Annotated in this window: 14 protein-coding genes and 1 pseudogene; 8 read left to right on the forward strand and 7 right to left on the reverse strand. The window is 60.5% G+C overall.

Annotated features, from left to right (window positions below):
* Window positions 1-39 precede the first annotated feature (39 nt).
* Entirely contained in the window at window positions 40-1,179 is a 1,140-nt protein-coding gene (locus ACP7BV_RS02915) for a branched-chain amino acid ABC transporter substrate-binding protein (protein WP_426101320.1), read from the reverse strand.
* Window positions 1,180-1,384: 205 nt separating this feature from the next.
* Here ACP7BV_RS02915 and ACP7BV_RS02920 point away from each other — a divergent pair, with 205 nt between their 5' ends.
* The 3 genes from ACP7BV_RS02920 (at window position 1,385) to ACP7BV_RS02930 (ending at window position 4,291) form a co-directional block, all read left to right on the forward strand.
* Complete coding sequence (locus ACP7BV_RS02920; RefSeq protein ID WP_426101322.1) at window positions 1,385-3,040, forward strand: L,D-transpeptidase family protein; 1,656 nt, start codon at window positions 1,385-1,387, stop codon at window positions 3,038-3,040.
* 68 nt (window positions 3,041-3,108) lie between these two features.
* A complete protein-coding gene (locus ACP7BV_RS02925; protein WP_426101324.1) occupies window positions 3,109-3,864 on the forward strand; it encodes a YoaK family protein in 756 nt (251 codons plus the stop codon).
* Between the two features lie 46 nt (window positions 3,865-3,910).
* Window positions 3,911-4,291, forward strand: a complete 381-nt coding sequence (locus tag ACP7BV_RS02930) for a hypothetical protein (RefSeq protein ID WP_426101326.1) — start codon at window positions 3,911-3,913, stop codon at window positions 4,289-4,291.
* A 6-nt stretch (window positions 4,292-4,297) separates the two neighbouring features.
* Here ACP7BV_RS02930 and ACP7BV_RS02935 read toward each other — a convergent pair whose 3' ends face one another.
* Window positions 4,298-4,786 (reverse strand): GNAT family N-acetyltransferase, encoded by a 489-nt coding sequence (locus tag ACP7BV_RS02935; RefSeq protein ID WP_426101328.1) that lies wholly within the window; start codon window positions 4,784-4,786, stop codon window positions 4,298-4,300.
* Window positions 4,787-4,979: 193 nt separating this feature from the next.
* Here ACP7BV_RS02935 and ACP7BV_RS02940 point away from each other — a divergent pair, with 193 nt between their 5' ends.
* Together ACP7BV_RS02940 and ACP7BV_RS02945 are read left to right on the forward strand one after the other, a co-directional pair.
* The gene (locus tag ACP7BV_RS02940) at window positions 4,980-7,397 is read left to right on the forward strand and encodes a catalase (protein ID WP_426101330.1); all 2,418 of its coding nucleotides are present in this window, start codon (window positions 4,980-4,982) and stop codon (window positions 7,395-7,397) included.
* 26 nt (window positions 7,398-7,423) lie between these two features.
* Entirely contained in the window at window positions 7,424-8,713 is a 1,290-nt protein-coding gene (locus ACP7BV_RS02945) for a hypothetical protein (protein ID WP_426101332.1), read from the forward strand.
* A 51-nt stretch (window positions 8,714-8,764) separates the two neighbouring features.
* On the opposite strand, the gene ACP7BV_RS02950 is transcribed toward ACP7BV_RS02945, so the two are convergent.
* From ACP7BV_RS02950 to ACP7BV_RS02960, 3 genes are all read right to left on the reverse strand, one after another.
* Entirely contained in the window at window positions 8,765-10,132 is a 1,368-nt protein-coding gene (locus tag ACP7BV_RS02950) for a GH1 family beta-glucosidase (protein WP_426101334.1), read from the reverse strand.
* A gap of 98 nt (window positions 10,133-10,230) precedes the next feature.
* Window positions 10,231-11,256 carry a LacI family DNA-binding transcriptional regulator gene (locus tag ACP7BV_RS02955; protein WP_426101336.1) on the reverse strand — a complete coding sequence of 342 codons (1,026 nt, stop codon included), beginning with the start codon at window positions 11,254-11,256 and terminating at the stop codon, window positions 10,231-10,233.
* Window positions 11,257-11,332: 76 nt separating this feature from the next.
* Window positions 11,333-12,571 carry an ABC transporter substrate-binding protein gene (locus tag ACP7BV_RS02960; RefSeq protein WP_426101338.1) on the reverse strand — a complete coding sequence of 413 codons (1,239 nt, stop codon included), beginning with the start codon at window positions 12,569-12,571 and terminating at the stop codon, window positions 11,333-11,335.
* A gap of 156 nt (window positions 12,572-12,727) precedes the next feature.
* Between ACP7BV_RS02960 and ACP7BV_RS02965 the strand changes: the two genes are divergently transcribed.
* From ACP7BV_RS02965 to ACP7BV_RS02975, 3 genes and pseudogenes are all read left to right on the forward strand, one after another.
* On the forward strand, window positions 12,728-13,678 hold the full coding sequence (locus tag ACP7BV_RS02965; protein WP_426101340.1) for a DMT family transporter: 951 nt from the start codon (window positions 12,728-12,730) through the stop codon (window positions 13,676-13,678).
* Between the two features lie 232 nt (window positions 13,679-13,910).
* A pseudogene (locus ACP7BV_RS02970) lies at window positions 13,911-14,144 on the forward strand (KGG domain-containing protein); the annotation flags it as partial.
* 677 nt (window positions 14,145-14,821) lie between these two features.
* Window positions 14,822-15,673 carry a hypothetical protein gene (locus ACP7BV_RS02975; protein ID WP_426101342.1) on the forward strand — a complete coding sequence of 284 codons (852 nt, stop codon included), beginning with the start codon at window positions 14,822-14,824 and terminating at the stop codon, window positions 15,671-15,673.
* 200 nt (window positions 15,674-15,873) lie between these two features.
* Here the strand turns inward: ACP7BV_RS02975 and ACP7BV_RS02980 are convergent, their stop codons facing one another.
* Entirely contained in the window at window positions 15,874-17,052 is a 1,179-nt protein-coding gene (locus ACP7BV_RS02980; RefSeq protein ID WP_426101344.1) for a hypothetical protein, read from the reverse strand.
* A 598-nt stretch (window positions 17,053-17,650) separates the two neighbouring features.
* Entirely contained in the window at window positions 17,651-18,280 is a 630-nt protein-coding gene (locus ACP7BV_RS02985) for a hypothetical protein (protein ID WP_426101346.1), read from the reverse strand.
* Window positions 18,281-19,204 lie beyond the last annotated feature (924 nt).

Consider the following 19,204-nt stretch of genomic DNA (forward strand, 5'->3'; position numbering starts at 1 on the left):
CTCGCTCACACGCGAGCGCTGCGTTTTCCTTCTCGCGCGCTATTTCATGACAGCGACGCGCTGGCGCTTCCCGCCCTTGAAGGTATAAATCGTCAGCACGCCATTTTGCACGTCGCCGCGCGCATCAAAGGCGACGGTGCCGGTCACCCCCTGGTGGCGGATCTTGGCCAGCACAGGCAGATATTTCGACGGATCGGGCGAACCGGCCTGGCGCATCGCGTCGACCATTGTCAACAAGGCGTCATAGGCGTATGGCGCGTACGTCAGCACGTCGATGCCGAATCTTTTCCGGTAGGCGGCCCTGAAGTCATCCATGCCCTTTTGCTGCGCCGCTTCAATACCGCCCGCTTCCGCGCAAATTACCTGGCCGTCCGCCATGGCGTCACCCGAGAGCCTGGCCATCGAATCCGAACACAGGCCGTCACCGCCCATGAAGCTGGCCTTGATGCCCAGTTTTTTCATTTGCTGCAGCATCGGCCCCGCCACCGCATCCATGCCGCCAAAGAACACCAGGTCTGGCTGCTTGCCCTTGATGGCAGTGAGGATGGCGCTAAATTCACTCGCCTTGTCGGTCGTGTATTGCTGCGACACGATGCGCGCCACACCCGACTTCTTGACGTTCTTGATGAATTCGTCGCTCAAGCCCTTGCCGTAGGCGCTGCGGTCGTCAATGACGGCAATCTGGCGCGCCTTGCCGTTTTGCACGGCGTAACGGGCGAGCGCGGCGCCGAGCTGCTCATCGTTGGCAACATTGCGAAACGCCGTGCCAAAACCTTGCCGCGTGTACGCGGGGTTGCTGGCGGAGGGCGAAATCTGGGGAATGCCGGCATTGAAATAAATGCGCGAGGCCGGTATCGTCGTGCCCGACGTTTCGTGCCCGATGACGCCATTGACGCCGGCGTCGACCAGCTTTTGCGCGACCGTGGTGCCCTGTTTGGGATCGGCGGCGTCGTCTTCGGCCTGCAGCACGATCTTGTAGCGCTTGCCGCCAATCAGCACGCCCTTGGCATTTAACTCGTCGACCGCCATGCGCGCGCCGTTTTCATTGTCCTTGCCTAAGTGCGCGATGGCGCCCGAGGTGGCGGCCACATGGCCGATCCGGATCACGTCCTGCGCCTGCGCGACCGAACCCCAGGCCGCCGTAGCGACCGCCAACACAACTGCTATTTTGCCCTGCATACTATCCTTTGCGTTCTTGAGTGAAGCTTGCCGCAACAGAATAACATGGGGCAAACCGCCCTGCACCCGAGGCAATCATTCAGTACGGCCGCCACGCTGTCTCCATTCGGCACAAGCGGCGCCCATTTTACGACCTCGTGCGCAATGGGCGTAGCGCAGCCGGACGGTATGGCCTACAATCTTGTTTTTCCCTTAAGAAACACGCATGACACCCTCCTCCAAGCCCTTCGCGTCCCTGGCACTGGCAGTGCTGTTCTCGCTTGCAAGCATCACCGTCCACGCCGGGACGCCGGACGACATCCGCGTGCTGGCCGCAACGGCCAAGCAGGCCCAGAAAAGCGGCCAGCTCACCTATGACCAACGCGACTGGCTGGAACGCTTCTACGCGCCGCGCGCCTACGCTCCGGTGTGGCTGGGCGCTAACCTCTCAAAAGCCGCCGCCGCCGTGGTGCTGCTGCAGGAAGCGGCCGTGCACGGCCTGTCGCCGGCCGACTACGATGCCGACGGACTGGCCGCAAAAGTGCGCAGCGCCAGCCTGGACGACGCCGCGCTCGACGTCGCCCTGACGCGCGCAATGCTGCAATACATGGCCGACCTGCGCGTAGGGCGCGTGCGTTCCGAATACCACAGCGCCACGCCCGATCCGCGCCTGACCGCGTTTGATCCGGTCGAGCAACTGCGCGGCGCGGTCGAACAAAATACGCTGGCCGCCGCCGTCGCCAAGGCCGAGCCGCGCATTGCGCTCTACAAATACATGAAGCACACGCTGGCCCATTACCGTCAATTGGCCAAGGCGCCCGTCACCAGCCTGCCGCCGATTGCCAAGGGCGACAAGATCGAAGTCGGCGCATCCTATCCGGCAGCCCCGGCCTTGCGCGCCTTGTTGCTGCTGGTGGGCGACGAGCCGGGAGCGGCCAGCGCGCCGGACGACAAATACGGCGCCGACCTGGCCGCCGCAGTCAAGCGTTTCCAGGCACGCCACGGCCTGCTGGACGACGGCATCCTCGGTCCCGACACCGTTGCCGCGATGAATACGCCACTGAGCCAGCGCGTGCGCCAGTTGGAATTGACGCTTGAGCGCCTGCGTTGGCTGCCGGATTTTTCGAATGGCCCCATCGTTGCCGTCAACCTGCCGGCGTTTCGCCTGTGGGCCATCAACAACGGCGACACCAACGGACCGCCGCCGCTGGAAATGCGGGTGATCGTTGGCACCGCCGTCAAGACCCAGACGCCCTTGTTCGTGGGCAGCATGCGCTACCTGGAATTCAATCCCTACTGGAACGTGCCACCGAGCATACAAAAAGCGGAACTGATTCCCAAGATTGCCAAGGATGGCAGCTATCTGGCCAAAAACGAGATGGAACTGGTCGCAGTAAGCGGTGCAGGCGAACCGGTGCGCAACGTAGATGCGGCCGTCATGGCCGACCTGCGCGCAGGCAAGTACCGCATTCGCCAGCGTCCGGGCGCCGGCAATGCGCTGGGCGCGGTCAAGTTCGCCATGCCCAATCCGGACAATATTTATCTGCACTCGACGTCGGCGCGCGAGTTGTTCAAGCGCACGCGGCGTGATTTGAGCCACGGTTGCATTCGCGTGGAAAAGCCGCAGGAACTGGCCCAGTTTGTACTGGCAGGCAAGCCGGAATGGACCAAGGAGCTGATCGGCAAGGCGATGGAGCCGGGCCCGCAAAAAACGGTTAACCTGAAGACGCCGATTCCTGTGGTGCTGTTTTACGCAACCGCGGTGAGCGGGCGCGACGGCCATGCGATCTTTTCGCAGGACGTGTACAAGCGCGATCCGGTGCTGGAAAAGTTGCTGAGCGCGCGCAACGCTGCCGCAGCGCCGGATCAGCTGAGCAAGTAAGTAAGTCTGCTTCGACAACATCGATGGAGTAACATGGGGGCAGTCAACTGCCAGGCGCCCCTAACTCCATGCCCATCAATTATTCGCGCAAGCTGACCGGACGGGTGCGCACGGCCCATACCAACCGCCACCTCGGCTACGCGCTGACATTCGTGGCGGGGGCGATCAACGCCGGCGGCTTTCTCGCCGTGGAACAATACACATCCCATATGACGGGCATTGTTTCCTCAATGGCCGACAACCTGGCGCTGGGAACGGTCGATATTGCTCTGGCCGGGCTGGGCGCGCTGTTCGCCTTTATTGTCGGGGCGGCATGTTCGACGATGCTGGTCCATTATTCGCGCCAGCGCCAGATGCACAGCGAGTTTGCGTTGCCGCTGCTGCTGGAAGCTTGCCTGCTGCTCTGCTTTGGCCTGTTGGGCGCGCGCCTGGCCGATATTGACGGCTACTTCGTGTCGGTGACGGTGATCTTGCTCTCGTTCATCATGGGCTTACAAAACGCCGTCATTACTTCCCTGTCGAATGCCGAAATACGCACCACGCATGTCACCGGCATCGTGACCGACATCGGCATTGAACTTGGTAAGCTGGTTTATCCCAACCGCGGCAACCATGCGCCGGGCGATAAGGTGGCCGTCAACCGCCCCAGATTAAAAATGCTGTGCCTGCTGGTACTGTGCTTTTTTGTCGGCGGCGTGGCGGGAGCGCTGGGCTTCAAGCATGTTGGCTATATCGCCACGGTGCCGCTGGCGCTCGTGCTGCTGGGACTGGCCAGCGTGCCGGTCGTGGACGACTTGCATATCATCTGGCGGCGCAAGCTTTGATGCAGCCTTGCCGGGCCTTCCCACTTTTTACCGTAAAGGACTTTGCATGAGCAAACTGCTAATGGTCGTCAGCGCCGCTTTCATGGCTACGATCGGCCTGTTGCTGATATTTGCCCCGCAAGAATTGCTCGGAACTATGCAAGGGGTGCAGCACCCGGCCCTGCTGCCCGCCGTGCAACTGCTGGGGGCGCTGTACGTGGGTGGCGCCATCACCAACTGGATGAGCAAGTCGCACCTGGTGGGCGGCGTGTTCGGCCGACCGCTGGCGATGGGCAACCTGACCCACTTCGGCATCGGCGGCATGGCCCTGGTGCGCATCGCCGCCGGTGCCGAGGCGCGCCTGTGGCCGCTGGCCATCCTGTACGTGCTGCTGGCGGCAGCTTTCGGCGCCATTATCGTGGGCCAGCCCAAGGCCGCCGTGACGTGATCAGCGCTAATCGGGCACGGCCAGGGTCATGTACTTGACGGAAAACGGCAGATGGGCGAAGCGCTTGGTTTCCCCATCAACAAAGCCGAGCTTGTTGTACCAGCGCTGCAAATGCAGGTGCTCGCCAATCACGCCGATGCTGATCGATGCCACGCCGTCGCGGCGCGCCTGCTCCACCACATGCGCGACCAGGTGCGCGCCCGCACCTTGGCCCTGGTGCGGCGGCAGCACCGACAGGCGGTTCAGGTAAGCGCGCGCTGGCGCCGGTCTTTCATATGCCACGCACGCGATCGGCCCGGCTGTTGGGTCGTGCAGCATGAAATACGTTTCGCCGCGCGCCATCTCGGCCTCGACCCAGCTTGTGGTGCAAAACGACGGGTGTTTGGGACAATTGTCGGCATTTAATCCAAACCTGACCGCCACCTCCTTGTTCGCCTCGCTGATTAACATGGCGATCGTGGCGGCATCGTGCTGCGTGCATTGCGTCGGTGTCATCCGCATCCTTTTCATAAGAACAAGATTTCATTCTAGTGCAATCTGGCCCCGTGCGAGCGGCATGGCTGCATTCTTATGACAGGTCAAAGTCTGGCTGAGCCTGCTTAGGCAAACTCAAGCACGCGTCTTGATGGCGCCGCTTCGTTTGCCAACCCAAAGGGGCGTCCGCCTCTTTTCTCTACAGAGGTCCAGCATGGCTAATTGTCACAACAACGGCACGCCGGTTGACGGCGCCGGCTCCGTCCTGAGCACCATTTCCGGCCCATCCACCGGTCAACCTCCGGCCAGCGTGGGCAGCGGCGAGCCGACCGCCGAACGGTTGCTGGAAAAAGTAGTCGGCAACGCCGCGCTCGCCGCCAAGATGCCTTACAACAGCACCAAGGGACTCGAATACGGCGACGCCGCGCGCGAGCCGCACGAGGGCGAGACCCACGCCCCTGACACGCCGCTGGCCACCGCCAGCACCAGTACCGAAACGACGGCGTCGCCCAAAGTGGGCGACGGCAACCCCCAGCTGGGCGCGAACCCGCTCAACGGCCCGCTCGACCGGGTGCGGGTCGACGACACCGGCCAGCGCCTGACCACCAATCAGGGAGTGCCGGTGGGTAACAACCAGGATTCGCTCAAGATCGGCCTGCGCGGGCCGACGGCCATGGAAGACTTCATCCTGCGCGAAAAAATCACCCACTTCGACCATGAGCGCATTCCCGAACGCGTGGTGCACGCGCGTGGTTCGGCCGCGCACGGCTATTTCGAGTCCTACCAGGACTTGTGCGAATTTACCCGGGCCACACCGTTCGCGGCATGCGGCAAACGCACGCCCGTGTTCGTGCGCTTTTCAACCGTGGTTGGCGAGAGGGGTTCGGCCGACCTGGCGCGCGACGTACGCGGCTTTGCGACCAAGTTTTATACCGACGAAGGCAACTGGGACCTAGTGGGCAATAACATACCCGTGTTCTTTATTCAGGACGCCATGAAATTCCCGGACCTGGTGCACTCTGTTAAGCCCGAACCCCACCACGCGATACCGCAGGCGTCCAGCGCCCACAATACCTTTTGGGACTTTGCCTCGCTCAGTCCCGAGATCACGCACATGCTGTTGTGGGTCATGTCGGACCGCGCCATTCCTCGCAGCTATCGCATGATGCAAGGCTTCGGCGTGCATACCTTCAAGCTGGTCAATGCGGAAGGCGTGGCGCATTTTTGCAAGTTTCATTGGACGCCGTTGCAGGGCACCCATTCGGTGGTGTGGGACGAGGCGGTCAAGATCAACGGGGCGGACCCGGACTTTCACCGCCGCGACCTGTGGGAAGCAATTGAATCAGGCCAATTTCCCGAGTATGAGCTGGGTCTGCAAATTTTCACGCAGGCGCAGGCAGACAGCTTCCCGTTCGACATTCTCGATGCGACCAAGCTTATTCCCGAGGAAATGGTGCCCCTGCTGCCTGTTGGCAAGCTGGTGCTGAACCGTAATCCCGATAATTTTTTTGCCGAAACCGAACAGGTGGCGTTTTGCACTGCGCACGTGGTGCCCGGCATTGATTTTACGGACGATCCGTTGCTGCAAGGGCGCAACCATTCGTATATCGACACCCAGATCAGCCGCCTGGGCGGGCCCAACTTCCACGAAATACCGATCAACTCGCCTATTGCGCAAGTGCATAATAACCAGCGAGAGGGCTTTCATCGGCAAGCCATCAACCGCGGACGCGTCAATTACGAACCCAATTCGCTGGCCGGCGGCTGTCCGTTCCAGGCCGGCACGGCAGGCTTTAACACCTTTCCGCAGCCCGTGCCGGCTGAAACGAAAGTGCGCGGCAAGCCCGAACTGTTTGGCGAGCACTACGGGCAAGCGCGCCTGTTCTGGGAAAGCCAGAGCGCGCCCGAACAGCGCCACATCATCAACGCATTCCGCTTTGAGCTCACGCGGGTGCAGGTGCGCGCCGTGCGCGAGCGCATGCTTGCCGGCCTGGTCAACGTGGACCTGGCGCTGGCAGGCGCGGTTGCCGAAGGCCTGGGCATGCCGTTGCCGGCGCCCTTGCCGCGCGCCACGCCACTGCCCATTCCCGAATATGCGCCCTCGCCGTCGCTATCGCTGCTCAGCCGCCCGGGCCAGCGCGGCATCCGTACCCGGCGCGTAGCGCTGTTGGTCGCCGACGGAGTCGATGGCGACATGGTGCGCGCCATGTATGGTTCCCTGCTCAAGGATGGCGCCGTGCCGCGCCTGGTGGGCCAGCGCCTGGGCCGCGTTACGTCACTCGACGGCTGCCCGCTCGACGTCGAGATCACCTTCGAGGCCGGGCCGTCGGTACTCTACGATGGCTTGATCGTGCCGGACGGCGGCGAAATGGCGGGCATCCTGGGCATGGACGCCAACGTCCTCAATTTCCTGCGCGAGCAGTACCGGCACGGCAAACCCCTGCTGGCGGTGGGCAGCGGCGTGGAGCTCCTGGTCAGCGCAGGCGTGGCGCTCGACCTGCCGGACGACACGGATGACCCGGGGCTGATCATCGTCGATGGCGCCGACAGCGCGGCCGGGCTGGAGATGTTCAAGGACGTGCTGGCCGGGCAGCGGGTGTACGCCAGGGAGACCGACCCGCCGCGAGTGTAGCGCCATGCGGTGCTAGAATCGTCCGCATGACCAATCTTTCATGTGACGAGGATTGTTCGGCCCAGGCGGCCGAACAATTAAACAGTAACTGCTTTTGCGGCGGCCTGCAACTGGACGCCTTGACGCAGGCCTTGCGCTCGGCGCCCGGCACGCCGGACGTGCCGGCGCTGATCGCCGAGCGCTGCCCGCATTTGTTTTCGACCCTGCCGGTGTATGTGTCCTCGGCGCAGGCGCTGCAGATGGAAGCGTTGATCGGGGCGGTGGAATCGGTGCTCGCCCTGCCCTCGTACGGCGCGCACGTGCTGGCCGGGGCCGCGCCTATCGCCCGCCACCCCCAGCGCGCGCGTGGCGTGTTTTTTGGCTACGACTTCCACCTGGAGGGCGAACGCATCGGCCTCATTGAAATCAATACCAACGCGGGCGGCGCGCTGCTCAACGCCGCCCTGGCACGCGCACAGGACCCGTGCGGCGCGCTCGCGCAAGGCGCCGTGGACGGATCCGAAGGCGGCGCCGGCTTCGAACAGCAGATCATCGCCATGTTTTTACAAGAGTGGCGCCTTGCGGGGCGAGAAGGGCCGCTCGGGCTGGTCGCGATCGTCGACACCGCGCCGGAGACGCAGTACCTGTATCCCGAATTTTTACTGTTCAAGCAGCTCTTCGCGCGCAGCGGCATTGACGCCGTCATCGCCGATCCCGCAGCCCTGCAATGGGATGGCACGCGACTGCACATTGATGGCCGCAGCGTGGACCTGGTCTACAACCGGCTGACCGATTTCGCGCTGGAGCATCCCGACAGCGCGGCCATGCGCGCCGCCTACCTCGCTGACGCGGTCATGATCACCCCGCACCCGCAGGCGCACGCGCTGTATGCAGACAAGCGCAATCTGGCGCTGCTGACGGACGACGCCAAGTTGACGGAACTGGGGGTGCCGCAGGCTACCCGCGCCCTGCTACTGGCCGGCATTCCGCACACGGAAGTGGTGCAGGCCGACCAGGCCGAGCGCCTGTGGGCGGCGCGGCGCGGCTTGTTCTTCAAGCCGAGCGCCGGCTTTGGCGGACGCGCGGCCTATCGCGGCGACAAGCTGACCAAGCGCGCGTGGCAGGATATTCTCGCCGGCGACTACGTGGCGCAGGCGATCATGGCGCCGGCGCAGCGGATGGCGGGTTCCGCCGAAGCGCCCGAGAAGCTCAAGTTCGACATCCGCTGCTATTGCTATGACGGCAAAGTGCAGTGGACGGCGGCGCGGGTGTACCAGGGACAGACGACCAATTTCAGAACGCCGGGAGGCGGGTTCGCGGTGGTGTACCGGGTATAAAAGCGGGCAGCTGTCGTGGCACGCTGCCCCGCTTTGTCGTGATCCCGTCGTCTATGCCTGGCCGCCCAAAAACGCGCGGTACCACTGGCCGCTTGCCTTGAGCGTGCGCTTTTGGGTGACAAAGTCGACATACGCAATACCGAAACGGCGCAAGTACCCTTCCGACCATTCGAAGTTATCCAGCAGGCTCCAGGCAAAATAACCCTTTACCGGCACACCGTCGTCGCGCGCCTGGCGCACCGCCGCCAGGTGCCGGACCAGATAATCGCGGCGTTTGCCGTCGTCGATGCTGCCGTCCTCGCCCACCACGTCGTCATAGCACGAGCCGTTTTCGGTCACGTACATGTCGGGCGGCGCGTAGTCGCGCGCGATGCGCGCCAGCAGCGCGGTGAGGCCCTCGGGCGCCACTTCCCAGCCAAAATCGGTGCGCTCTCGCCCTTCGGGCAAGACCACGGAGGTGCGCAAGAAGCCTGCGTTGGCATCGTCCTTGACCACTTCCGGGAAGTAGTAATTCACGCCCAAAAAATCGGTTGGCGCCGCGATCGCGGCCAGGTCGCCGGGCGCGATGATGGGTGCATCGGCGCCCATCATCTGCAGCGGCTCGACTGGATAGCCGCGGCCATACAGGGCGTCCAGGAACCAGCGGTTGCGAAATGCGTCATGGCGCGCGACGGCTTGCTGGTCGGCGGCAGAGTCGCTGGCCGCCATGATCGGGTGCAGGCTGAGGGCAATGCCGACCGCGGCACCCGGCACATTGGCGCGGATGACGGGGACAGACAAGCCGTGCGAGAGCAGCACGTGGTGGCACACCTGCAGCGCGGTGGGCAAACTCTTGAGGCCGGGCGCATGCATGCCATCGAGGTTGCCGTGAATGGCGGTGCACCACGGCTCGTTGTGGGTGATCCAGTGTTTGACCCGGTCGCCCAGGCGCCGGGTGACGACGTCGACATACTCGACGAATGCGGCCACGGTGTCGCGGTTGGTCCAGCCGCCCGCGTCTTGCAGATACTGCGGCAAGTCCCAATGATACAGCGTGACCCATGGCACCAGGCCGCGCGCGAGCATGCCGTCGACCAGGCGCGAGTAAAAATCGAGTCCGGCCTCGTTGGGGGCGGCGCCGCGTGCGCTGAAGATGCGCGGCCAGGAAATCGAAAAGCGGTAGGCGTTCAAGCCGAGCGAGCGGCCAAGATCCATGTCTTCGGGCCAGCGGTTGAAATGGTCGCAGGCGACGCTGCCGTCGGAGCCGTCGCGGATGGCGCCGCGCTGCTGGCAGAAGGTGTCCCAGATCGATGGCACGCGTCCATCGGCGCTGGCGCCGCCTTCGATCTGGAATGCCGATGTGGAGCAGCCCCACACAAAATCGGCGCCAAAATCGGCGCGCGACAGGGAACCGTGCGGTGCGGAAGGTTGTTTGGTCATGGACATGTTCGTGGTGGTGGAAGTTGCCTGCCGAGAAATTGGAATCGCTTCCACTTTACCACAAAAAAAACCGCCCGCGAGCGGAACCGGGCGGTTTTTTATTTTGTGGCGCGCGTGCTCCTGGCCTTGGCCAGCGAGGCGCGTGCGGTGACGCTGACGGCGTACTCATGCGTGAACGGGCGGTGCATGGCGTAGCAGCGGTTGAGCAGGCAGTTCAAGCCGTTCAGGGCCATCTCGGTCCAGGGCATGTGCACGGATGTGAGGCGCGGCGCGGTGAAGTTGGCGGTGTCGGTGTCGTCGTAGCCGAGCACCGAGACGGCGCCGGGCACGTCCACGCCGGCCTGCTGAAAGTACGATAGCGCGCCGACGGCCATTTCGTCATTGGCGCAAAACACGGCGGTAAAGTCGTAGCCGGAATTGAGCAGCTTGTCGGCCGCGGCCCAGCCGCCCTCGGGCGCGAAGTTGCTCTCCTCGAGCCAGACGGTGGCGGTGTCGATGCCGGCCTGCGCCAGTTCGTCCATGAAGCCGTCGATGCGCTCGACGTTGTCGGCGGCGTACTTGGGCCCGGCGATGACGGCGATCCTGCGGTGTCTTTTGTCCAGCAGCGCTCTGGCCGCCATGCGCCCGCCCAGCTTGTGGTCGACCGTGAAGCAGCGCTCCTCCATGCCCGGCAGGCAGTGATTGAGCAGCACCAGGCGCGCCTTGCGCGGGCCAAGCGCGGCGATGTCTTCTTCGCGCAGCGCGTTGCTTATCACAAGCACGCCGTCGCAGCCGCGCTGATTGAGAAAATCAATGCCCTCCACCGCCTGCCGGCGTTCGTCGACGCTGCCGGTGCCAAAGCCGACCACCATGTTCAGGCCGGCGGCGCGCAGTTCGGCATAGACCAGCTGCAAAATGGGGGTATAAAAAGTCCCGCTTAAAAAGGGGATGTAGACGCCGATCATCTGCGAGGTGCCGGACATCAGCGAGCGCGCCGCGTGGGAAGGCTGAAAGTCGAGTTCTTCGATTGCCTTGCGCACGCGCGCCAGCGTCTTGGGCGAGACTGCACCCTTGCCGCTGACCACGCGCGACGCGGTGCCCAAGCCCACGCCGGCCAGCAATGCTACATCTTTCAAAGTCGCCACGCGCTTGCTCATTCATCCATGATCGAAGGACAAAGGATACTGCATTCGGGCGATGCTCCACAAGTACGCGCCTGGCTTACTGTTCGCTCCTGAGCGCTGCGGCGATCCCCTTTTGCGCTTTTTCGACCGGCATTTTGGTATTCCAGAACGCCGTCAGCACGTCTTGCATGGCGCCGTTCTGGTCCGGCGTGAGATAGACCTCGCCGATGCCGACATGGCGCGCGCGGTCCTTCATGATGGCGATGCCGGTGCGCGCGCATTCATCCATGCTGGAAGCGTCGACGTCGCCCCGGATCGGGATCGAGCCTTTGAGCTTGTTGAACGCGACCTGGGTTGTGGGCGCGACGATGGTACTGGCCAATAACTTCTGGTACTTGACCTGCTGCGGATTGCTCGTCTTGGGGAAGACGAAAGCGTCGCCCTGGATCAGGTAGGGCGACCTGGCGTTAAAGCCAGCGACGCAGCCATACTCTTTACCCGCCGTCATTTTGGCCGCTGAAAATTCACCTTTGGCCCAATCGCCCATGATCTGGAAACCGGCCTTGCCGCTGATGACCATGGCGGTGGCGTCGTTCCAGTTGCGGCCCGGCGCGCCGCTGTCGACGTACGACTGCAAGCGCTTGTAAGTGCTCAGCACTTTCTTGAAGGCTTCCGAATTGATGGCGGCGGGGTCGCGCTCGCGTAGCACCTTGAGGTACAGGTCGGTGCCGCCGACATGGGCCAGCATCGCCAGGAACAGGATGTTTTCCTGCCACGCCTGGCCGCCATGGGCGAGCGGCACGATGCCGGCGGCCTTCATCTTGTCGAGTGCGGCGAACAGTTCATCGACGCTGGCCGGTTCTTTGGCGATGCCTGCCTTTTTGAAAGCGGCTTTCGAATACCAGATCCAGGCCTGCATGTGGATGTTGACCGGCACCGCGTAGTAATGGCCCTTGACGCGGATGACGTTCAGGATCGGCTCGGGCAGGAACTTGTCCCACCCTTCCCGCTTGGCGACGTCGTCGACGTTATTGAGCATGCCCTGCTCGACCAGGTCGGTGAACTGCTTGGTGGTGTTGAACTGCGCCGCCATCGGTGGATTGCCGCCGACGATGCGATTGATCGCGGTGGCGCGCGCCTGGTCGGCGCCGGCGATGGCCGCATCGTTCCAGACGCCGCCCTGCTTGCGGTAGGCGTCGGCGATGGTGCGCACGGCGGCCGCCTCGCTGCTGGAAGTCCACCAGTGGATGACGTCGGGCTTGGGATCGGCGGCGCGCGCGCCCGTGCCGGCGCAGGCCAGCAGGACTACGGCGGCGACTTTACATACGTTGTACATCTTGTCTCCTGGGTAAGCTGGTCTATGCCTGCTTGAAGGTTGGAAGGGTTTCCAATTTAACTCTTTGACTATAGCATTTTTTGATTTTAAGTGTCAACGCGGCGCGCGACAAGGCCGTGTGCGACACTATTGCCCTTGCCCTTTGGAACAGCGACGATGTGGACAGGTGTAGTGTGCGGTTTGGTGGCGGGCGCCATGTGGGGCATGGTGTTCATCGTGCCGGAACTGCAGAGCGCGTTTTCGCCGGTGGAACTGGCCGTGGGCCGCTACACGGCGTACGGGGCGCTGGGTCTGATGCTGCCCCGCCTGCGCGGCTTGTTCGGGCGGCTCGAGCGCAGCCATTATGCAGCCCTGCTGCGCCACGCGCTGGCCGGCAACATCGTCTATTACATGCTGCTCGCGCTGGGCGTCAAGCTGGCGGGCGTGGCGCCGACCTCGCTCATCATCGGCGTGCTGCCCATTGCCGTGACGCTGATGGGCCGCAAGGATCATGGCGCCGTTGCGCTGCGCAGCCTGGCGCTGCCGCTGCTGGTGGTCGCGGCGGGCATTGCGTGCATCAACATTGATGTATTCCAGCATGCGCGGGCAATCAACGCCGACCTGGGCCGCACGCTGCTGGGACTGGCGTGCGCGACCGGAGCGCTGCTGTGCTGGAGCTGGTACACCGTCGACAACGCCCGCTTCCTCAAGCGCAATGCGCAGTTCACCAGCGCCGAATGGTCGGCCTTGTACGGCCTGGCCAGCGGTGCGATTGCGGTGCTGATCGGACTGGCGGGCTTGGCCGTTTTTCATGGCGATATTACCGGTGCCGGCGCCGCTGCAAGCGGGCGCGACTGGACGGTGTTCTGGGTCACCAACACCCTGCTCGCGCTGGGTGCATCGGTGATCGGCAACCACTTGTGGAACATCGCCAGCCGCCGCGTGCCGGTCACGCTGTCCGGCCAACTGATCTTGTTTGAAACGCTATTCGCGCTGCTGTACGGATTTATTCATGCGCACCAGACACCGCGCCCGCTGGAGCTGGCGGCCGTGTGCCTGTTGATCGTCGGCGTGGTCTGGGCGGTGCGGTTGCATGCGATGGAGGATGCTCCTGCCGTCGCGGCATAATTTCTCCATGAAATTCTTTCCAAAATCAATCATTTCCATCCTTTAATTTCGTAGGTCTACAGGCAGCAAACTACGTTATCTCATCCTACATACGCACTGGCTATCCGCCGACTTAACATTCTGCCGCGCTCGCCTACTATGAAGTCTCTCGCAACGAACACACAACGGTGCGAAAAAGCTGAAACGATTAGTTCCAGTAACTCTACTCAACATAAATACTAGGAGAACGATAATGGCTACCAATCAAGGCGGTAACAACAAAGGCAATAACCAGTCGGACAAAGAGTCGGGCAATCGCGGCGGCAACCAGGGCGGCAACAACCAGAGCGGCGACACCAGCAACCGCGGTTTCGCATCGATGGATCCTGAAAAGCAACGCGAAATCGCCGCTGAAGGCGGCCGTGCAGCACACGCTTCGGGCAACGCCCACGAATTCACGTCGGAAGAAGCGCGCGAAGCGGGCAAGCTGAGCCACGGCGGCAGCCAGCAGAGCGATTCGAACAGCGGCTCGCGCAGCTCGTCGGGTGGCTCGGCCGGGTCGAAGCAGTCCGATTCGGACAGCGGCTCGTCGAAATCGTCCGGCAGCAAGGCAAGCGATTCGGATAGCGGCTCGTCGCGTTCAAGCTCGGGCGGCAACAAGCAGAGCGACTCCGACAGCAAGAGCTCGTCCGGTGGCAAATCCGGCGGATCGCAGTCGTCGTCTGGCGGTTCATCGGGCTCGAAGTCGAAGTAAGCTTTCCTCCTGGGGCCGGGTGATGCCGGCTCTTTTACAGGCGCCCAAGGGTGCTTGAGCAGCAAGAATAGCCCACCTCGTGTGGGCTATTTGCTTTTGAGATGAAATCGTTAACCCCATTGTGCAGCTCGAACGGCATCGGAATCAATCCAATATAAAAATATTGACGTCGTTTTGGAAACGGATCGGCAGCTGAGAAAATTGCCTAAAAGCCAACCTGGCGCGCGGCTTCTAGGATAAAGTGCTGATGTAGCAATGTGAACGTGCGAAGTGCAACCGTCCCTGGTGTAATTCCGCTCACGAGCATGCAATTTAGCGTTACCCACCGAAATTTCAATGAAGGATGCTGATGTTCCCGATGTCGTTCCGCCCTCTCCTGGCCTCCCTTTTGCCGTTTGTTCGCATTGGTAGTGCATGTTGATGCGCAAGCAGGTCCTGTCTCCCCGCTCGAACAATTGCTGCTCGATAAAAACTATCCTGCTTTTCAGGCGCGCGCCTATAAGGATGCAGCGTCCGGCAATGCCGAGGCAAACTTTCTGATTGGCAAAGCCCAGCACCTGGGACTCGGCGTGCCGATCGACTTGTACGAGGCGAAGGAGTGGTACGACAAGGCACTGGCACTGGGCTCTGCGAGGGCCGCGCACAACATGGGCATCATGGCGCTCGATCAGGATAATCGCAAGGAAGCCATTGCCAGCTTCAAGAAAGCGTTGTCGATGGGCTTCAACAATCCGACGCTGTTTAACCTCGGTCGCGCATATTCGCCGCTGCGGCCCCGCTATCCCGATCAGCTCGAGGGCACGCTGGTGTTGTCCCAAGAGGCAGCTGATTACTTTACACAAGCCTACGCAATCGACAAAAGCGCCGAGACGGCATCGCGCGCTGGGCGACAATACGTGCAGATGATTGACTGCCTGCGGTTGCAGAAGGAATACGGCATGCCCCCCGGAAAATATGACCGCGCCGCCTTACTAAAAGAAGCAGTCCATTGGCTCACGATTGCCATGGATGCGAACTCAGCCAATGCGATGACCAATTACGGCGCACTCATGCTACTTGAAAACAAGACCCAGGAGGCGCGTGTTGCTTTCCTCAAGGGTGCTGCTGGAGGCAATGCCCTGGCGCACCACCATCTTGGCGAAATGGCGGAGCGCGAAGGCGGGGCAGGAGCAATTAAGCAAGCACTTGCGTATTACAAGGAAGCCCACAGACTCGGTTTGGCGGGAGCGCTCAGCGACGTGGAGCGCCTGAAGGGTCAGTGAGCCGGCCGGACTGTGTGTAGAACCCGGACTTGGTCGTGAATCAATGCGCCTGCTATCCCAACGACAATGATGCTTCAAACGTTCGCGGCTCGCCCATCGGCCTTCATATAGCCAGTTAAGCATGGACGTCCCCCGAGAGTGCGCCCCCAGGCAAACGGTGGGATTTCATCACAAGTTCAAACTGCCGATGCGGTCTTAAATCAAGGGCATGTTTCGACGGTATTGACGCGATAGTTAATGCATTTTTTCCATACTGCCGGCGTCGCCTCGGGTACTAGCAAGAATTTTCCTTGAGCGTCCAGCATCAGGTCGTGATCTTGCTTTTGTAAAGCTGCCCAAAGCCTTGCCTTGTCCGCCGACGTGATGTGCGTCCTGGTCCCCCTTGCCACCGAATATTTGCTCTCGTACACACCATCGTTTGCATTGGCGACCTTGGTTGGCAGCGAGTATATTTGCCAAAAACCGAGCAGAGTACCGCCCTGGGCGGCTACAGTATCAATCTCATTTGCGGACGCTATGACCTTGAGTCCGGCGTATCTGGTCAAATCATCATTCGCCGCAAGGCTACGGCGGTAGCGTTTGTTTTCTTCGGTCTCGGCATATTCTGCAATAGGCTGACCGGTCTCGCCATACACGACAACACCGGCCCGCTTTACGACAAACGGCTTGCCATCCAATCCAGGCATGCTTTTCTCGACGTCAATCCTCCGCAATAGTTTCCCGGCCTCTGTGTACACGTAGCGTTCCTCGATCTGCTCTGGGGACGATGCGGTACATGTCTCCGCGCTAGCAGGTGCGGCGCCCAAAAAACCATCCGTTCGGTTATAGTGAAAACACTCCGTTTTTTCACGCTTGAGGGCCAAATGGCGGTCATCGAGGACGAATTGCGCCACGCCCGCGATACGTGAACGCTGGTCATAGAAGATCTTCGTGAGCTCGTACACGCGAACGTCAGCAGCGCCAGGACGGACCAACTGTCCGGCTTTATCCCGACGCTCCCGGGACGTTTCGGTTAAGTCTCTCGCCTCAACTCGACAAGGGTATTTCACGCCCTTGTCGTCCGCATCAACATAGATGATGGAGGATGTAAGGTCTGCCAACGGCTGAGGATAGGCGTCCCAATTGACCCGCGATTGCCAAGGCAAGCTTTTGCCACGCCCTTCCCCTGGAGCCGGCCTCCACGCATCGGTGGCAACAACGCGAGAGCCGTCAAGACCGGGCAATGTGCCTCCGGCTTTGAGGTCCACGGGTTTTACATAAACGCGCGTCCATGTGGGGTTACCTGCGGCGGCGGTCGGCTCACAGAGCGGCCGGGACTGCGCATTGCTGGCGACGAAAGCCCCACATATTAGAAAAAGTGGAAGAATCAATTTTTTCATTGTTGCCTCATTAAGAACCGCACAGCGCAAGTCCAAGCTTGGCCGAAATTTGGCGTCCCCTACGGCATCATTAGTTTCCATTTACACACCTCGGATACTTCGAACGATCTGCTCGTTTTCCGTCAATTACCAGGCGCTGCAGCGCCGGCGCGTCAGATATTTCCACGTGGGGGATCGCAGCAGGATAGGAGCTTGGCATCGGTATCCGCCTGCTTTTGAATTGCTTGCCAACTCTGAGGACCTCCAAGCTTGTCAATGGCACTCTGCAAATGCGTCGTTGGCCTGATCCAACCAGTAATACCAAAAAGCTTACGCTAAATATTCTTGCGCAGCTCATGTGCGTAAGTCCGAACAGGCTGCGGCCTCGTTGCGCACCATCAGCGCGCGTAAAATCGCCATCCATCCTCACTACCGCAATTTCCGAGTTCCTTTCACCCAGTGCGCATGCCGCAGTACGAACACTAATCAGCCACGGACGAGCTGACCGTGGCAATATTGTGGGGTTATTGCCAACTAGTAAGCTGAAAAATCTTCGCTTTGCTTCCGTTCCAAGCCGCGAGGTAGAGTCGGGAAGACCTCACCCTGCAGCCTGCCGGAGTCATTCATCGGACTGGTCTCTTAACGAAAAACCAATACTTTCAATCGCATCCGTCTTCCTGGTTCCTTTGAGGTGGAAAAATAACAACACCTTATCGGAAAATGTTCCATGCGGCGTTGAACAGTCAAGTGTCCCGCAACGGACGTTTCTATTGCGATTAAGCTTGGAACGTATCTCATCGAACCCGGTGTTTGGGTTTATAACAGCGCCGTCGAATGTTAGCTTTCCGGAAAAAGACGACTGGGGCGGCAGCGCGGCGTAATGCACGGTATGTGGATCAGTCAAAAACTCTGGAATAGAGATATAAAGATTCACAAATTCCACCGTTTTTTGCGTGTCTTCGGTACCAACTTCTAACCCAAGGCTATCCCACGTGCACAAAATGGTACCGACTTTGGCGTTTGTACACCTTGAAGGCGCCGAAATAGCAGCTTTCCAACTCTCTAAGGTACCACCCAACTGCACCTTCGTATCTGAGAAATAAATCCCGTCATCTTTTATGTTAATGGAAACACCAGCAAGAGCAGTAGTTGATTCTGACGAATCAGCGGCGGCGGAAAATGGCTTTTGGGCATCACATCCCATCAGTATGAGGGAGAACATGATTCCAAATAGATGACTCTTTGCCATATCTCTGCCTCATCAATAAGTTGGGGCCTACTGTGGTATCAGACCGGCGGCGCAATCCTTGCTATTCCTATGCAGCGGGTGCTGCGGATCAGCCTGTGTACGCGCGTGGACCCCGGGCGCATGCCAAAGTTGGAACATTAATCAGCTTTGACAAGCCAATCTTGGCAATATTGTCGAATTATTGCTCACTAGCGAGCTGAAGAATTTTAGCTTTGCGTCCAGTCCAAGCCTAGAGGTAGAGTCGGCATGATCTTACTCTGCAGCCCTCCAACGCTATTCCTCGGACGGATTTCTTAACGAAAAACCAATACTCTCAATCGTATCGGTCTTCCTGGTTCCTTTGAGGTGAAAAAATAGCAGCACCCTGTCGGAGAATGTTCCATGCGGCGTCGAACAATCCATTGTCCCGCAGCGAACATTTCTATTGCGATTTAGCTTGGTACGTATCTCATCGAACCCGGTGTTTCAGTCTATAACAGCGCCGTCGATGTCAGCTTCCCGGAGAAAGGCGACTGAGGAGGTAGACCGGCGTAATGCACGGTATCTGGGTCAGTAAAATCTTCTGGAAGTGAAATAAAAAGATTTACGAATTTCACCGTCTTCTGTGTCTGTTCGGTACCTCTAAGCCAAGGCTATCCCATATGCACAAAATGGCACCGACCTTTGCTTTTGTACACCTTGGCGGCGTAGAAATCGCCGCCTTCCAGCTCTCCAAGGTTCCGCCCAATTGAACCTTCTTATCCGAGAAGTAAATCGTATCATCTTTCATGCTAATGGGAATACCAGCCTGAGCAGTACTTCGGTTTGGTGACTCCGCTACCGCGGCAAGAGACTTTTGGGCATCACATCCCATCAGTATGAGGGAAAACAAAGTTCCAAATAGATAATTCGTTAACATTTCTCCGCCTACAAATACTTCGTATG

The organism is Massilia sp. TSP1-1-2 (assembly GCF_049896185.1).
Taxonomy (GTDB): domain Bacteria; phylum Pseudomonadota; class Gammaproteobacteria; order Burkholderiales; family Burkholderiaceae_D; genus Telluria_A.

Coding starts and splice junctions, on each gene's coding strand:
- ACP7BV_RS02930 (WP_426101326.1), top strand. CDS start 3,911: ATGAGCAAACTGCTAATGGTCGTCAGCGCCGCTTTCATGGCTACGATC.
- ACP7BV_RS02980 (WP_426101344.1), bottom strand. CDS start 17,052: ATGAAAAAATTGATTCTTCCACTTTTTCTAATATGTGGGGCTTTCGTC.
- ACP7BV_RS02935 (WP_426101328.1), bottom strand. CDS start 4,786: ATGACACCGACGCAATGCACGCAGCACGATGCCGCCACGATCGCCATG.
- ACP7BV_RS02915 (WP_426101320.1), bottom strand. CDS start 1,179: ATGCAGGGCAAAATAGCAGTTGTGTTGGCGGTCGCTACGGCGGCCTGG.
- ACP7BV_RS02920 (WP_426101322.1), top strand. CDS start 1,385: ATGACACCCTCCTCCAAGCCCTTCGCGTCCCTGGCACTGGCAGTGCTG.
- ACP7BV_RS02950 (WP_426101334.1), bottom strand. CDS start 10,132: ATGACCAAACAACCTTCCGCACCGCACGGTTCCCTGTCGCGCGCCGAT.
- ACP7BV_RS02945 (WP_426101332.1), top strand. CDS start 7,424: ATGACCAATCTTTCATGTGACGAGGATTGTTCGGCCCAGGCGGCCGAA.
- ACP7BV_RS02940 (WP_426101330.1), top strand. CDS start 4,980: ATGGCTAATTGTCACAACAACGGCACGCCGGTTGACGGCGCCGGCTCC.
- ACP7BV_RS02960 (WP_426101338.1), bottom strand. CDS start 12,571: ATGTACAACGTATGTAAAGTCGCCGCCGTAGTCCTGCTGGCCTGCGCC.
- ACP7BV_RS02925 (WP_426101324.1), top strand. CDS start 3,109: ATGCCCATCAATTATTCGCGCAAGCTGACCGGACGGGTGCGCACGGCC.
- ACP7BV_RS02965 (WP_426101340.1), top strand. CDS start 12,728: ATGTGGACAGGTGTAGTGTGCGGTTTGGTGGCGGGCGCCATGTGGGGC.
- ACP7BV_RS02985 (WP_426101346.1), bottom strand. CDS start 18,280: ATGGCAAAGAGTCATCTATTTGGAATCATGTTCTCCCTCATACTGATG.